The 16,598-nt window shown below is 30.6% G+C and carries 15 protein-coding genes; all 15 read left to right on the top strand.

Annotated features, from left to right (window positions below):
* Nucleotides 1–5: 5 nt before the first annotated feature.
* Nucleotides 6–800: a phosphatidate cytidylyltransferase gene (locus BUA92_RS01470; protein ID WP_073015978.1), complete on the top strand. Its 795-nt coding sequence runs from the start codon at nt 6–8 to the stop codon at nt 798–800.
* A gap of 116 nt (nt 801–916) precedes the next feature.
* Nucleotides 917–2,071 (top strand): 1-deoxy-D-xylulose-5-phosphate reductoisomerase, encoded by a 1,155-nt coding sequence (locus tag BUA92_RS01475; RefSeq protein ID WP_073015979.1) that lies wholly within the window; start codon nt 917–919, stop codon nt 2,069–2,071.
* A 13-nt stretch (nt 2,072–2,084) separates the two neighbouring features.
* On the top strand, nt 2,085–3,095 hold the full coding sequence (gene rseP / locus BUA92_RS01480; protein ID WP_073015980.1) for an RIP metalloprotease RseP: 1,011 nt from the start codon (nt 2,085–2,087) through the stop codon (nt 3,093–3,095).
* A gap of 11 nt (nt 3,096–3,106) precedes the next feature.
* Complete coding sequence (ispG, locus tag BUA92_RS01485; RefSeq protein ID WP_073015981.1) at nt 3,107–4,159, top strand: flavodoxin-dependent (E)-4-hydroxy-3-methylbut-2-enyl-diphosphate synthase; 1,053 nt, start codon at nt 3,107–3,109, stop codon at nt 4,157–4,159.
* Nucleotides 4,160–4,266: 107 nt separating this feature from the next.
* Nucleotides 4,267–8,589, top strand: coding sequence for a PolC-type DNA polymerase III (locus tag BUA92_RS01490; protein ID WP_073015982.1), 4,323 nt, complete (start codon nt 4,267–4,269; stop codon nt 8,587–8,589).
* A gap of 218 nt (nt 8,590–8,807) precedes the next feature.
* Complete coding sequence (rimP, locus tag BUA92_RS01495) at nt 8,808–9,269, top strand: ribosome maturation factor RimP (protein ID WP_073015983.1); 462 nt, start codon at nt 8,808–8,810, stop codon at nt 9,267–9,269.
* Between the two features lie 18 nt (nt 9,270–9,287).
* Nucleotides 9,288–10,340 (top strand): transcription termination factor NusA, encoded by a 1,053-nt coding sequence (nusA, locus tag BUA92_RS01500; protein ID WP_073015984.1) that lies wholly within the window; start codon nt 9,288–9,290, stop codon nt 10,338–10,340.
* A 13-nt stretch (nt 10,341–10,353) separates the two neighbouring features.
* Nucleotides 10,354–10,620, top strand: a complete 267-nt coding sequence (gene rnpM, locus BUA92_RS01505; RefSeq protein WP_021802104.1) for an RNase P modulator RnpM — start codon at nt 10,354–10,356, stop codon at nt 10,618–10,620.
* Complete coding sequence (locus tag BUA92_RS01510) at nt 10,616–10,933, top strand: ribosomal L7Ae/L30e/S12e/Gadd45 family protein (protein WP_034856827.1); 318 nt, start codon at nt 10,616–10,618, stop codon at nt 10,931–10,933. The genes rnpM and BUA92_RS01510 overlap by 5 nt, the downstream gene beginning before the upstream one ends.
* Before the next feature lie 20 nt (nt 10,934–10,953).
* The gene (gene infB / locus BUA92_RS01515; protein ID WP_073015985.1) at nt 10,954–13,014 is read left to right on the top strand and encodes a translation initiation factor IF-2; all 2,061 of its coding nucleotides are present in this window, start codon (nt 10,954–10,956) and stop codon (nt 13,012–13,014) included.
* Between the two features lie 12 nt (nt 13,015–13,026).
* Nucleotides 13,027–13,377, top strand: coding sequence for a 30S ribosome-binding factor RbfA (rbfA, locus tag BUA92_RS01520; protein ID WP_021802101.1), 351 nt, complete (start codon nt 13,027–13,029; stop codon nt 13,375–13,377).
* The gene (locus BUA92_RS01525) at nt 13,374–14,330 is read left to right on the top strand and encodes a DHH family phosphoesterase (protein WP_139259263.1); all 957 of its coding nucleotides are present in this window, start codon (nt 13,374–13,376) and stop codon (nt 14,328–14,330) included. The genes rbfA and BUA92_RS01525 overlap by 4 nt, the downstream gene beginning before the upstream one ends.
* Nucleotides 14,330–15,205, top strand: coding sequence for a tRNA pseudouridine(55) synthase TruB (gene truB, locus BUA92_RS01530; protein ID WP_073015988.1), 876 nt, complete (start codon nt 14,330–14,332; stop codon nt 15,203–15,205). The genes BUA92_RS01525 and truB overlap by 1 nt, the downstream gene beginning before the upstream one ends.
* A 20-nt stretch (nt 15,206–15,225) precedes the next feature.
* Nucleotides 15,226–16,158 carry a bifunctional riboflavin kinase/FAD synthetase gene (locus tag BUA92_RS01535; protein WP_073015990.1) on the top strand — a complete coding sequence of 311 codons (933 nt, stop codon included), beginning with the start codon at nt 15,226–15,228 and terminating at the stop codon, nt 16,156–16,158.
* A gap of 119 nt (nt 16,159–16,277) precedes the next feature.
* Nucleotides 16,278–16,541: a 30S ribosomal protein S15 gene (rpsO, locus tag BUA92_RS01540; protein ID WP_021802097.1), complete on the top strand. Its 264-nt coding sequence runs from the start codon at nt 16,278–16,280 to the stop codon at nt 16,539–16,541.
* The last annotated feature ends 57 nt before the right edge of the window (nt 16,542–16,598 follow it).

Raw genomic sequence — 16,598 nt, forward strand, 5'->3', positions numbered from 1 at the left:
TCCTTATGAAATCGAATAATAGGTATTTAGGAGCGTTAATAATTGCACCTTGTGTAATATTTGTTTATCTAGGGGGGGATTATTTAAAATACCTAATACTTTTGTTATCTATAATGGGACTACATGAATTTTATAAAGCGCTTAAATCCAAAAATTATAAACCTATAAACATAGCAGGATATGTACTTTTAGTAGCATATTATATGTTTAATAATGATTTTTTGATTTTAATGTATATGCTTATCTTAGCTGCTTTTATATTATTGTGTATACCAGTAATAAACTTAGAAATAACATTTATAGATGTGGCCTTAACTCTTTTAGGTTTTATGTACGTTTGTGTACTATTTTCTTTCATATACCTTGTAAATCAAAGTTATGGAGGTAAATATTTAGTTTGGCTCATATTTATAGGTTCATGGATGTGTGATACTACTGCTTATTATGCTGGAAGATACTTAGGAAAACATAAACTTAATCCTAAAGTCAGCCCTAAAAAAACCATAGAGGGATCAGTAGGCGGACTTTTAGGAGCTACTATATTTTGTGGGATATTTGGATATTTTATAAGTAGCTATGTACCTGGCATTGCTATATATCACTACTTTCTTATAGGAGCATTTTGTGGAGTTTTCTCTCAATTTGGAGACTTAGTAGCATCTTCAGTTAAAAGATATGTAGGAATTAAGGATTATTCTAATTTAATTCCAGGTCATGGAGGGATTTTAGATAGATTCGACTCCATACTTTTTTCAGCAACAGTTGTATTTTATTATTTAACATTTATAATAAGATTGTAGTTTAAGTTTGCAGTGTTTTAACTGCAAGCTTTTTTATTTTTCTTTTAAATTGGAACATTTTTGATATAATAAGAATATGATTGACTTTTTAGAAAGGCAAATATAGGAGGCAAAATATGAAAAAAATATCGATATTAGGGGTTACTGGATCCGTAGGAACGCAAGCTTTAGACGTAATTAGATTTCATAGAGAAACTATGGAACTTGTAGCTGCATCTGCATTTAAAAACTTTGAAAAAATGATAGAAATATTAGAGGAATTTAAACCTAAATATATTGTATTAGAAGAAGATGATGCTTACAACAAATTCGAAAATTATATTAAAGATAACAATAAAGAAGTTATACTTTTAAAGGGAATAGATGGACTTAAAAAAATAGCATCTTTAAGTGAAATTGATGTTGTTTTGACATCTGTAGTTGGTATGATAGGTCTTGAACCTACATTAGAAGCTATACGAGCTGGTAAGGATATAGCTTTAGCAAATAAAGAAACTTTAGTTGTAGCCGGAGCTATTGTTATGGAGGAAGCAAAAAAATATGGTGTAAAAATATTGCCTGTAGATTCAGAGCATGGGGCTATATTCCAATGTCTAAATGGAGAAAAGTATGAAGATATTAACAAAATTCTTCTCACCGCATCTGGGGGCCCTTTTAGAGGGAAAGTTTCTAAAGAACTAGAAGATGTAACTTTTAGAGAGGCTTTAAAACACCCTAATTGGAGTATGGGGAGAAAGATATCTATAGATTCTGCTACGTTAATGAATAAGGGGTTAGAGGTTATAGAAGCTCATTGGCTATTTAATGTACCGTTTGAAAAGATACAAGTTGTTGTTCACCCTCAAAGTTTAGTACATTCTATGGTAGAATTTAAAGATGCAAGCGTAATTGCTCAAATAAGTTCTACAGATATGAAATTACCTATACAGTATGCATTAAACTATCCTAATAGGGAAAGTAATATATGTGAAGAGTTAGATTTTTGGAATTTAGCTAATTTAAGCTTTGAAAAACCTGATTTTGATACATTTAAATGCCTTAAACTAGCTTTTGATGCAGGGAAAATTGGTGGTATAATGCCGACAATTTTAAATGGTGCTAATGAGGTTTTAGTTGAATTATTTTTAGAAGAAAAAGTAAAGTTTCTAGAAATTCCAGAAATAATAGAAGAGTGTATGAATAGATTTTATGTAGATGAATATTTAACTATAGAGGGTATTTTATCTACTGACAAATTAGTTAGAAGCTATATTTATGAAAAATATAGTTAGAAGGAGGAAATAGATGTATATAGTAGCAGCTATATTAGCATTTTCTGTGCTAATAATTGTTCATGAATTAGGTCACTTTATAATGGCAAAGGTAAATGGGGTAAAAGTTGAGGAGTTTTCTATAGGTTTTGGACCTAGGGTTATAGGTGTTAAAGTTGGTGAGACGGATTATTGCTTAAGGATTCTCCCTCTAGGTGGAAGAGTTGCTATGCTTGGGGAGGAAGAAGAGGTTAATGATAAAAGAAGCCTTACAAGCAAATCCCCACTAAGAAGGATAAGTATTATAGTAGCTGGTGTTGTTATGAATTATCTTTTAGCAATAGTTATTTTTATTACCATGGGTATGAATTTAGGTTTTAGTACTCCAGAGGTTAAGGATATAGTTGATAATTCCCCAGCGAAAGAGGTTGGTCTTAAAGCTGGAGATAAGTTCACTAAAATAAATGATATGAAAATACTAACAGCTGAAGATGTATCTGTAGCTGTAGCATTAGCTAAAGGAAATCCATTGGATGTTGAGATTAATCGTAATAATGAAACAAGAAAATTTAATATAACACCTAAGTTGACCGAGGAAGGAACCTATCAAATCGGATTCTACTTTGGCAGAGTTGATAATCCTTCATTTACTCAATCAATTAAATATGGTGCTAATCAAACAGTTTCATTAGTTAAGCAGACATTTTTAGGATTTAAGATGTTATTTTCAGGTAAAGCTAATCTGAAAACAGATATTGGCGGACCTGTAACAATAGTAAGAATGAGTGGAGAAGCTGCAAAGGCAGGGATTTGGAGTCTTCTATATTTTACTGCATTTATTTCAGTAAATTTAGCTGTATTTAACTTATTACCTTTCCCAGCATTAGATGGTGGTTGGGCATTCTTTATATTAATTGAATTAATTACAGGCAAAAAAATACCTGATAGAATATTAAATTACGTTAATAGTGTGGCATTAACCCTTTTATTAGGAATAATGATTTTAGTAACAATTAAGGATATACTTTTCCCAGTTCAATTTTAGAGGTGTAGAATATGTTTAGAAAAGAAACAAGAAAGATTAAGATTGGTAATAAAACATTTATAGGTGGAGATAGTAGAATAACAGTCCAATCTATGACCAATACAGATACTAGAGATGTTAAAAGTACAGTAAATCAAATAAGAAACCTAGAAATTGCTGGTTGTGATATTATAAGATGTGCAGTTCCAGATATGGAGGCGGCAAAAGCTATAGGAGAAATTGCTAAACAAATAAGTATTCCTCTAGTTGCAGATATTCATTTTGATTATAAACTAGCTTTAGAATCTATAAAAAATGGTGTTTCAGCCTTAAGGATTAATCCAGGCAATATTGGTTCAATTGAACGAGTAAAAATGGTTGCTGAAGCATGTAATGATAAAAACATACCTATAAGAATAGGTGTTAACTCAGGTTCATTAGAAAAAGAACTTCTAGCTAAGTATGGAAAGCCATGTCCTGAAGCATTAGTTGAAAGTGCTTTAAAAAGTGCAGATATATTAGAAAAGATGAACTTTAGAGATATTGTTATATCTATAAAGTCTTCTGATGTTCAAACTATGATAAATAGTTATAGACTTATGAGTGAAAAATCAGATTATCCTCTTCATTTAGGGGTTACAGAGTCTGGAACTCCTTGGAGAGGAACAATAAAGTCTTCTGTTGGAATAGGAACTTTACTTGCTGAGGGGATTGGAGACACAATAAGAGTATCTTTAACTGGTGATCCTGTTGAGGAAATTAAAGTTGGGAATGAAATTCTAAAAGCTTTAGGAATTAAAAAAGGTGGTATAGAATTTGTTTCTTGTCCAACATGCGGAAGAACTCAGATTGATCTTATAGGAATAGCTAAAGAGATTGAAGATAAACTTTCAAGCTGCAAAAAAGATATAAAGGTAGCTATTATGGGGTGTGTTGTTAACGGCCCAGGAGAAGCTAGGGAAGCTGATATAGGGATTGCAGGAGGAAAAGGTGAAGGTATAATCTTCAAAAAGGGTGAAATATTAAAAAAAGTTAAAGAGGAAGATTTAGTTCAAGAATTAATGAAAGAAATTGATAAACTTTAGATAACAAGTTAAAATAGAAAAAGTATAGTTGAAATTCAGCACGCTGGATTTCTTCTTTTGCTTTTGGTATTCAAAATTATTTTTAATTATGCTAGGAGGAATTTTCCTTGGGTAAGGAATTTATAGAGTCAATAAATAAAGAAATTTATAAACTTGAAGATATTGAGGAAAAAGCTCTTAGAATTTCAGGTTTTCAATATATGAAAAAAAGTAATAAATTAAAGGTTATCTTAAGAAGCAAAGAAGCCTTAAGCAGTAAGGAAGAATTAAGTGTTAGAGAGATAATTACAAAAAAGTTGAATTTGAATGTTGACATAGATATTTTATGTATTATAGATATATCCAATATAAGCTTAAAAGAGATTGTAGATAAACACTGGAACGAATTGATTGAAGAAATAATTAAAAAGCATCCATTAACTAAAAATATTTTATTGTCCGGAGAAAAAGAAGTTATAGATAACTCTTTAATAATTTCTTATGGCTCAGAGATACTAATAAATTTTGCAAAAAAACAGAAGATGCAAGACTTATTAAGAAAATATATTAATTCTATATTTGGATTTAAAGCAGTAGTTAGTTTAAAATTTGATAGTGAAATTGATATAAAGATAAGTGAAGAATATAAAGTTTATAAAAAGCAAGAGACAGAAAAAATAATAAAAGAAATAAAAAGCAATGTCCAGGTTGAAAGACCAAAAATGCCAGTAAAGGCAGCAGAAGTACAGAAGAAAGATTATAGTAATAAAGATGTAAAAATAGATAATGAAAATATAATTATGGGAAGAGCTATTGTAGAAGAATCTATTCCTATAAAGAGTGTAAATGAGGAATTAGGGATAGTAGCTTTAACAGGAGAGATATTTAAAGTTGAAACAAGAGAAACTAAAAGTGGAAAGATACTTCTAACCTTCTTTATTACAGATAATACATCATCTATTGTTGTAAAAGCCTTCTTGAATTCTAAAGTTCAAGAGAGAGTTTTGGAGAATGTTAAAAAAGGATTATACTGCAAGATTAGGGGAGAGGCAAGATACGATAATTACTCAAGAGAAATAACCTTTAGTGTTAGAGATATAGTAAAGATGCAGAAAATTGTAAAACAGGATTTGGCTTCTGAAAAAAGAGTTGAGCTTCATTGTCATACTACAATGAGTACAATGGACGCTGTCACATCACCTTCAAAACTTATAGAAAGGGCGGCTAAGTGGGGTCATCCGGCAATTGCAATAACTGATCATGGTGTAGTTCAGGCCTATCCTGAAGCTATGGATGCTGCTAAAAAACATGGAATAAAAGTTATATATGGACTAGAGGGATATTTAGTTGATAATGGGGTTCCTATAGTTCTAAATTCTAAAAATCAAAGTATTAAAGATACTTACGTAGTTTTTGATATAGAGACAACAGGGTTTTCACCTAAAAATGATAAAATAATAGAAATAGGGGCAGTTAAAGTATGTGATGGTAAAGTAATAGATAGATTTTCAAGTTTTGTTAATCCAGAGAGACCAATTCCCTTTAATATTACTGAACTAACATCAATAGAAGATAGTATGGTAACGGACGCTCCTACTATTGATAAGGTGTTGCCAGAATTTTTAGCTTTTTGTAAAGGTTCAGTTTTGGTTGCTCATAATGCAGGATTTGACTGCTCTTTTATTAAAACCAATTGTAACAATTTATCACTAGAATTTTCTTTTAGTATTTTAGATACTGTTCCTTTAGCGAGATTTTTATATCCAGACTTAAAAAGAGTGAAACTTAATATAATAGCAAAACATTTAGGTATTTCTTTAGAAAATCATCACAGAGCAGTAGATGATGCAAAGGCAACAGCTGAGATTTTATTAAAATGCTTTGAGAAATTAGTAGAAGATTTTAATATAGATAACCTAGATAAGCTAAATGAAGAATTTTTAAATAATGTTGATATTGGTAAGCTACCTATGTACCATGTAATAATACTTGCTAAAAATCAAGTGGGGATTAAAAATTTATATCAACTAGTTAGTAAAGCACATTTAGATAATTTCTATAGAAAACCTAGATTACCCAAAACACTTGTATCTGAGTTTAGAGAGGGGTTAATAATTGGGTCTGCATGTGAGGCTGGTCAAGTATATAGAGCTATTTTAGATGGTAAATCTCAAAATGAAATAGAAGAGATTGCAAGTTTTTATGATTATCTAGAGATACAACCTATAGACAATAATATGTTTTTAATTGAAAAGGGAAATGTAAAAGATAGAGAAGAATTAAAAACAATAAATAGAAATATATATGATCTTGGACAAAAACTAGGAAAAGTAACTGTAGCCACTTGTGATGTGCATTTTATGGATCCAGAAGATGAAGTTTATAGAAAAATAATATTAGCGGGACAAGGTTTTAGCGATGCTGACAGTCAGCCACCATTATATCTAAGAACAACTGATGAGATGTTAAAGGAATTTGATTATTTAGGTGAAGATAAGGCTTATGAGGTTGTTATTAAAAATACTAATTTTATAGCAAATCAAATAGAAGGCTGTAAGCCAATACCAGATGAAACCTATCCACCTAAAATTGATGGGGCAGAGGATGATATTAAAAATATGACTTTAAATAAGGTTCATAGTATTTATGGAGATAATTTACCAGAAGTGGTTCAAAAGAGGTTGGATAAAGAACTTAATTCAATTATATCAAATGGGTATGCAGTGCTTTATTTAATTGCTCAAAAATTAGTTGCCAAATCAATTTCTGATGGATATTTAGTTGGTTCAAGAGGATCTGTTGGTTCTTCATTTGTAGCAACTATGTCTGATATTACAGAAGTTAATGGGCTACCACCCCATTATGTATGTCCAAATTGCAAAAAATCGCAATTCTTTTTAGATGGATCTATAAGTTCTGGAGCTGATTTACCTGACAAAAATTGTCCTGATTGCGGAACCTTATATAAAAAAGATGGTCATGACATTCCATTTGAAACCTTCTTAGGTTTTGAGGGAGATAAAGAACCAGATATAGATTTAAACTTTTCTGGAGATAACCAAGGTGTAATTCACAAATATACTGAGGTTTTATTCGGAAAGGGGTTTGTATTTAAAGCAGGAACTATTGGAACTGTAGCAGAAAAAACTGCATATGGATATGTTAGAAAATATTTAGATGAAAGAAATATAATAGCATCATCGGCGGAAATAGAGAGATTGACACTAGGATGTACAGGTATAAAACGAACTACAGGCCAGCATCCAGGCGGTATAATGGTTGTACCTAGAGATAATGATATTCATAATTTTTGTCCAATACAACATCCAGCAGATGATCGTGATTCTGATGTAGTTACAACGCACTTTGATTATCATTCAATAAGTGGTAGACTATTAAAATTAGATATATTAGGTCACGACGATCCAACAGTTTTAAGAATGCTTCAAGACTTAACAGGTATAGATCCCAAAACAATTCCTCTTCATGATGAAAAAGTATTAAGTTTATTTACAAGTCCTGATGCACTTGGGATAACAAAAGAAGAGCTTGAATGTGAGGTGGGAACCTATGGACTTCCTGAGTTTGGAACTAAATTTGTTCGACAAATGCTTTTGGATACTAAGCCAAAAACTTTTGCAGATTTAGTTAGAATATCGGGACTATCACATGGTACTGATGTATGGCTTAATAATGCTCAGTATTACATTAAAGAAGGATATACTACATTAAGTGAATGTATTTCTACAAGAGATGATATTATGGTTTACTTAATTTACAAAGGGGTTCCTCCTAAGACGGCATTTAATATAATGGAAAAAGTGAGAAAAGGAAAAGGTGTATCCGAGGAGTATGAACAGATAATGAAGGAGAATAGTGTTCCAGAATGGTACATAGAATCCTGTAAAAAGATAAAATACATGTTCCCAAAAGGGCATGCTGTTGCTTATGTTATGATGGCAGTAAGAATAGCATATTTTAAGGTTTATTATCCATTAGCTTACTATGCAACTTACTTTACAGTTAGAGCAGATGATTTTGATGCTGAACTTATATGTAAAGGGGAGGGTGCTATTAAAAATAAGCTACAAGAGATATATCAGATGGGTAATAATGTAACCCAAAAAGATAAAGGATTAATGACTATATTAGAAATAGCTTTTGAAATGATTAAGAGGGGATTTAAGTTCTTAAAAGTTGATCTCTACGAATCAGATTCTGTAAAATTTAAAATAGAAAATGGTATGATAAGACCGCCTATTAATTCTCTTCAAGGTGTTGGAGATAATGCAGCAAAAAGTATAGTAGAGGTAAGAAAAGATGGAGAATTTATATCAAAAGAAGATTTAAGAATAAGAGCTAAAATATCAAAAACAGTTATAGAAACTTTAACGATTCATGGATGTCTAGAGGGTCTTGGTGAAACAAACCAAATTTCGTTATTTGGATAGAAAAAGATAATTTCAAATAAAGGTTGTAATCCAATTATTACTATGTTATTATAAAAATAGAAAGTTTATTTAAATAGAAGCGTAGAAGGGAGTGGACAATTTGTCCGCTCTTTCTATTTGTAAAACGCAACTATAAATGTTGCGTTTTTATATAGCTTATATTAATAAGCTAACTATTGGCTATACTAAACGGTAAGGCTAGTAAAGGAGGTTAAAAGATGAAAAAGATTGAATTGGAAGATAAGCTTAAAGAACTTATAAAACCTTTGGTAGATGAACAAGGATATGAGTTCTATCATGTTGAATATGTAAAAGAAAATAATGAGTATTATTTAAGGGTATATATTGATTCAGATAATGGTATATCCTTAAGTGATTGTGAAAAAATCAGTAGATTAGTAAGCAATTTAATGGATGAATCAGATCCTATAGAAGGTCAATATTATCTAGAAGTATCTTCACCAGGCATTGATAGACAGCTATTTACTAATGAACATATGATTAAAAGTATAGGTTCTAAAGTAGTTGCAAGACTTTTAAAGGCTGTTAATGGTGAAAAAGTTATTAAAGGGACGTTATCCGAAATAAAAGAGGATGAAATTGTTATTTTAAGGGATAATAATAGTATTATAATTCCAAAAGATAAAATCAAGTCCATAAATATTGAAGGGGAGATATAGATTAAGGAGGGTATATCAATGAATGAGGAATTCATTAGTGCATTAAAAGAAATCATTAGAGATAAGGGAATAAGTGAAGAGTTACTATTTGCAACTATAGAAGATGCTTTGATTAACGCTTATAAAAAGAACTATTCTTTTGGAAGTGACAGAGGGGCTCAAAATGTTAGAGTAAGTATAAATACAGAAACTGGAGAGCTACATGTTTACTCACAAAGAGAAGTTGTTGAAGACGTTTATGATGCTTTAACTGAAATAGAGCTGCCAGATGCAAAAGAAATAGATCCAAGATATGAACTTGGTGATATTGTTGAAATAGAAGTAACTCCAAGAAATTTTGGAAGAATAGCTGCTATGCAAGCAAAACAAGTTGTGCTTCAAAGAATAAAAGAAGCTGAAAGAAAAATTGTTTATAATGAGTTTAAAGAAAAAGAATTTGATATTATTACAGGAACTGTAATAAGGAAAGACAGAGGCAATGTCTTTGTTGATTTAGGCAAATTAGAAGCAATTTTAGGTCCAAATGAACAAATGCCAGGAGAAGAGTATAATTTTAATGAAATGCTAAAATTATATATAGTTGAAGTTAAAAATGGATCTAAGGGTCCTCAAGTTTTGGTTTCAAGAACTCACCCTGGTTTAGTAAGAAGATTATTTGAATTAGAAGTTCCAGAAATATATACTGGAATAGTAGAGATTAAATCAATATCAAGAGAAGCTAGTTCAAGAACTAAAATAGCAGTTCATTCAAATGAAGATGATGTTGATCCTATGGGTGCATGTGTTGGTCCAAAAGGTCAAAGAGTACAAAACATTGTAAATGAACTTAAAAATGAGAAAATTGATATAATTAAATGGAGTAAGCTTCCAGAAGAATTTATTGCAAATGCATTAAGTCCAGCAAAAGTACTTGATGTAACAATAGATGAAGAAGTTAAATCAGCAAAAGTAGTTGTTGACGATTCTCAGCTTTCTTTAGCTATAGGTAAAGAAGGTCAAAATGTTAGATTAGCAGCAAAGTTAACTAACTGGAAAATAGACATTAAAAGCAAATCTCAGATAAAAGAATAGAGAGGTGTTATTAATGAAAGTCAAAAAGATTCCAATGAGAATGTGTAATGGATGTATGGAGATGAAACCTAAAAAAGAGTTAATAAGAATAGTAAAATCTCCTACAGGAGAGATATCTGTTGATTTAACTGGCAAGAAGTCAGGAAGAGGCGCATATATTTGCAAAAATGTTGAATGTTTAGAGAAGTCATATAAAGCAAAGCGCTTAAATAAGAACTTAGAAAGTGAAATAAATGCTGAAATCTATGAAAAATTGAAAGAAGTGATTTCAAATGATTAATAAATTTTTTCAATTTTTAGGATTGGTGAAAAGAGCCGGTAAAGTTATTGAAGGATATAATAAATGTGAAGATTCCTTAGGGAAAAAGAAAATACATCTATTTATATTTTCAAATGATTTATCAGAAAGATCCTACAAATTATTTTCTACTTATTGCATAAAAGAAAACATACCATTTATCGATGAATTTTCAAAAGAAGATTTAGGAATGGCAATAGGAAGAGTTGAGATAAATGTAATTGGAATTACTGATAAAAATATGGCTGATAAATTATTGATTAACTATAAAGAAAATAAAAATAATAAAATTTAATAATATTCGGGGGTGAATACATGTCTAAAATTAGAGTGTATGAATTAGCGAAAGAGCTAGGTATTTCAAGTAAAGATTTGATAACCTTACTAGCCGAAGAATTCGCTGTTGAAGTAAAAAATCATATGAGTGTAATTGAAGATGAAGATGCTGCATTAATTAAGGAACTTTTAGCAGGGTCAACTACTGTAGTAAGTGATGAAGAGAAAAAAACTATAGTAGATGAATATGAAGAAAGAATTGCTGAAGAAGTTAATAATCAAGCTAAGAAAAAGAAAAAGAACAGAAACAAGAAAAGTGATGAAGAACTAAATGATGGGTCAATAGAAGAAGTTATAGAAATTGGCGACAGCATCACAGTTAAGGATTTAGCTGATAAATTTAAGAAACCAAGCACAGAAGTAATTAGAACATTAATGTTTGAAGGTGTTATGGCTGGATTAAATCAAGAGATAGATTTTGAAACAGCTCAAAAGGTTGCAGAGAAATTTGAAATAATTTTAGAGAGAAAAGCTGATGATTTAACTTTAGAGAAAATAGAAGAAGATATTGATAAGGAAGAAAATCTTTCTAAGAGACCACCAATCATAACAGTAATGGGTCATGTTGACCACGGTAAGACTTCTCTTTTAGATGCTATAAGAAAATCTAGTGTTACAGAAAAAGAAGCTGGTGGAATAACTCAACATATTGGAGCTTATACTGTAAGGGTAAATGATGAAAAAATTACTTTTCTAGATACTCCAGGACATGAAGCATTTACTGCTATGCGTGCAAGAGGTGCTCAAATTACAGATATAGTTATATTGGTTGTTGCAGCTGATGATGGAATAATGCCTCAAACTAGAGAAGCTATAAATCACTGTAAGGCAGCAGAAGTTCCAATGATTGTAGCAATTAATAAAATAGATAGACCTGGTGCTAACATAGAGAGAGTAAAACAAGAATTAACAGAATATGGATTAGTATCTGAAGACTGGGGTGGAGATACTATATGTGTACCTGTATCTGCTAAAACACAAGAAAATTTAGATTCTCTTCTAGAAATGGTTCTTCTTACAGCTGAAATACAAGAATTAAAAGCAAATTCTGACAGAAGAGCTAAAGGAACTGTAATTGAAGCTAAATTAGATAAAGGAAGAGGAGCTGTTGCAAGTCTTCTTGTTCAAAATGGTACTTTACACGTAGGTGATTCTATAATAGTAGGGTCAACTTATGGTAGAATTAGAGCAATGTTTGATGATAAGGGTAAAAAGATAAAATCAGCAGGACCATCTATACCAGTAGAGATATTAGGTCTTTCAGAAGTTCCATCAGCAGGAGATAGATTTAACGTAGTTAAAGATGAAAAAACTGCTAGAACAATGGCTGAATCAAGAAAAGATAAAGATAGAACTGATCAACTTAATTCAAGTCACAGAGTATCTTTAGAAGATTTATACTCTCAAATCAAAGAAGGCAAAATTAAAGAGTTATCTGTTGTTGTTAAAGCTGACGTTCAAGGTTCTGTTGAAGCAATAAGATCTTCATTAGAAAAATTATCAACAGATGATGTAAAAGTTAGAGTTATACATGGAGGAGCTGGAGCTATTACTGAAAGTGATGTTATTTTAGCAGCTGCATCAAATGCATTACTTATAGGATTTAATGTTAGACCAGATTCTAATGCAACTATTACAGCAGAAAAAGAAAATGTTGATATGAAGACATATAGAATTATATATGATGCCATTGAAGATATAAAATCTGCTATGATAGGAATGCTTGATCCAGAATATAAAGAAGTTATACTTGGAAAAGCGGAAATTAGGCAAACTTATAAAATTTCTAACGTTGGAACTATTGCAGGATCTTATGTTTTAGATGGAAAGCTTGTTAGAAATTCAGATGTAAGAGTAATAAGAGAAGGCATTGTTATTTTCGAATCAACATTAGGCTCATTAAAGAGATTTAAAGATGATGTAAAAGAAGTTAATGCTGGATACGAATGTGGAATAACAATTGAAAGATTTAATGATATAAAAGAAGGCGATATAGTAGAAGCTTATACTATGGAAGCTATAAAGAGAAAAGAACTGTAAAGAGGTGATTTTATGGCTAATTATAGAGGTGGCAGAATTAATGAAGAAGTAAAGAAGGTAGTTTCTTCTCTGATTCAATATGAAATAAAGGATCCTAGACTTTCAGCAATGGTATCTGTTACTGATGTAAATGTAACTAAAGATTTAAGATATGCTAAGATTTTCGTTTCAATTTTTACAAATAATGAAGAAGAAAAAGCAGCAACATTAGACGCTTTAAAAAGTGCTAGTGGTTTTGTAAGAAGAGAATTAGGTCATAGAATAAACTTAAGATATACTCCAGAAATCATATTCGAAGAGGATAAATCAATTTCTAGAGGAATGTATATAGATTCTCTAATTGAAAAGACTAAGGAGAAATAATCATGGAAGATATAATAAAGAAAATTAATGAATCTTCTATAATAGGGATTACTTACCATGTATCTCCTGATGGTGATGCGGTAGGAAGTGCACTTGCTTTACTACAAGGTATTAGGAAGCTAGGTAAAATTTCTTATATACTTTCAAAAGATGTTATTTCAGAGGACTTGGGTTTTCTCCCTTGTTCCTCCGAAATAGATAACGAAGTCTATGAACCTAAAGATGATACAGATTTAGTGATTATTTTAGATTGTGGCAATCTTGAAAGAGTATCAGCAGAGCTAGGTAATTATAAAGGAACCACAGTAAATATAGACCATCACTTATCAAATGATAAATATGCACAAATTAATTATGTTGATACTAACGCTTCAGCTACAGCAGAGATAGTTTATTCACTTCTTAAGGCTATGAATGTTATCGTTAATAAGGACATGGCTACATGCCTCTATACGTCTATTGTTACTGATACAGGATCATTTAGGCATTCGAATGTAACTAAGAGAACTCATGAGATAGCTGGGGAATTAATATCCTTAGGTATAAATAATTCAGTAGTACATTCAGAACTTTTTGATAATAAGCCTATAGAGAGTTTGATTCTATTAGGCGAGGTTATAAAAAACATAAGAACATATTTTAATGGTAAAGTATCGGTTTTAGAAATAACAAATCGTATATGTGATGCTATAGGTATACCTCCTGAAGAGGTAGCAGATGTCGTTAATTTTGGGCTACAAGTTAAAGGCGTAGAAGTTGCTATATTACTTAAGGAAGCTTCTAACGGGATTAAAGTAAGTTTAAGAAGTAAAAATAATTTTGATGTTAGAAATATTGCAGGACTTTTTGGAGGAGGAGGGCATTCTAAGGCCTCAGGTGTATTTTTCAAGGAGAAATCAATAGATGAAGCTAAAGAATTACTTCTTAGCGCAATAGAAAAAGAGTTGATATAATGAATGGTGTAATTATTGTGAATAAACCCAAAGGAATAACATCTTTTCAAGTTGTTTCTAGGGTAAGAAAGATTGTTGGAGTAAAAAAGGTTGGTCATACTGGTACTTTAGATCCTTTGGCGACAGGTGTTTTGCCTATTTGTATTGGAAAAGCTACCAAAATAATTGATTATATAATGGAAGGTAAAAAAGGTTATAGTGTATCTTTTGAGCTTGGAAAAATTACTGATACTTACGACAGTGAAGGTAAAGTAATTGATGAAAAACCAGTTATTGGAATTGACGAACATAGAGTACTTGAAGTTATAGAATCTTTTAAAGGACCTATAATGCAAGAACCTCCAATGTATTCAGCGCTAAAACAAAATGGTAAAAGATTATATGAGTTAGCAAGAAAAGGAATAGAGGTCGAAAGAAAAAAAAGACCAGTTACTATTTACAGTATAGAAAATATACAAATATCACTTCCTAAAATATCGATGGATGTCGTGTGCTCCAAAGGAACTTATATTAGAAGCTTGTGTTATGATATAGGTAAAGAACTTGAAGTTGGGGCTTTCATGACTGAATTAAAAAGGACTTTATCTAGTCCGTTTTCAATAGATGATGCTATAAATTACGATGATTTGGAAAAAGTTATTGTAGAAGATAACTTAATGACTATGGATAAAACATTAGATTTCTATGATAAAATTATTATAGAAAATGGATATGAAAAGTTACTTTTAAACGGGGTTAAAGTTTCAGATAAAAGATTTTGTAAAGCAAGAGTTGAAGAGGATAAGCTTTTTAGAGTATATACCAGTGAAGAAACGTTTATAGGTATAGGTAAAATGGATTCTTATGGTTTTAAACTGGAAAAAAATCTAATGTAATAAAATCAAGAGGTATATGAATGGTTGTAATAGATGAGAAGTACGAAGGAATTATTTCTGAAGACACATATATAGCACTTGGAAGCTTTGATGGTCTACATATTGGACATTTAACATTAATAAATAAAGCTATTGAGCTAGCTGATAAGTTTAATGGAAAAAGTATGGTTTTTTCTTTTAAAAATCATCCTTTAAGTTTTATAAGGCCAGAATCTGCCCCTAAATTACTAATGAATAAAGATGAAAAATTATCAGTATTAGAAAAGTTAGGGATAGATATCTGTTGTCTAATAGATTTTAATGAGAATGTTATGAAAATGCAGCCAGAAGATTTCGTAGAGCTTTTGAGTAAAAAGTATAAAGCTAAAGGAATAATCGTTGGATTTAATCATAAATTTGGATATAAAAATAAAGGTGATATTAACCTTTTAAAAAGTCTTGAAGCTGTTTATGGCTATAAAGTTTATGTGTTGGATGCTTATTCTTATGGGGAAGAAGTAGTTAGTTCTTCAAGAATAAGAGAAGAAATATCCAATGGAGATTTAGAGGAAGCTAATAAGATGCTATCAAGGGAATATTTTTTAGAAGGCAAAGTTATACATGGTAAGAAGTTAGGGAGACAGCTAGGATTCCCTACAGCAAATTTAGAGTATAATAGTAATTATGTATTACCTAAAACAGGTGTATATTATACAAATGTTTTGGTTAATAATGAAATATATAAGGGTATAACTTCAGTTGGATATAATCCAACGGTAAGTGGAGATAAAAAACTTACTGTTGAAACGTATATATTGGATTTTAGTGAAGAAATATATGATTTACAAATGAAAGTATATTTCATTAAAAGAATTAGAGATGAAGAAAAATTTAATTCTATGGAAGAGTTAATAAATCAACTAAAAGACGATAGAAATTTTGCGTTAAATGAGGAAATAAAAATATCTTTTTAAAAATACATTTACAAAAAAAGATGATTTTGCTATAATACCCTTTAGGAACCTACTTCTAAGTGTTAAGAGTAGCCGACTTTTTTCTTGGTAGTAGGGGATAAATTACGGAGGTGTTTTACATGGATAAAATTAAAAAGGCAGAAATTATAGGAAAGTATGCAAGACATGAAGGAGATACTGGATCTCCAGAAGTGCAAATAGCTTTATTAACAGAAAGAATAAACTCTTTAACAGATCATTTAAGAACTCATAAAAAGGATCACCATTCAAGAAGAGGACTTCTAATGATGGTTGGTCAAAGAAGAGGACTATTAAACTATCTATCTGGAATAGATATTGAAAGATATAGAGCTATAATAGAGAACTTAGGTTTAAGAAGATAATTTAGAGCGGTTTATCCGCTCTATTATTTTAATGAGGCAAAATTTGTAAAAATATGT

The sequence above is a fragment of the Clostridium intestinale DSM 6191 genome, assembly GCF_900130055.1.
GTDB lineage: Bacteria > Bacillota > Clostridia > Clostridiales > Clostridiaceae > Clostridium_T > Clostridium_T intestinale.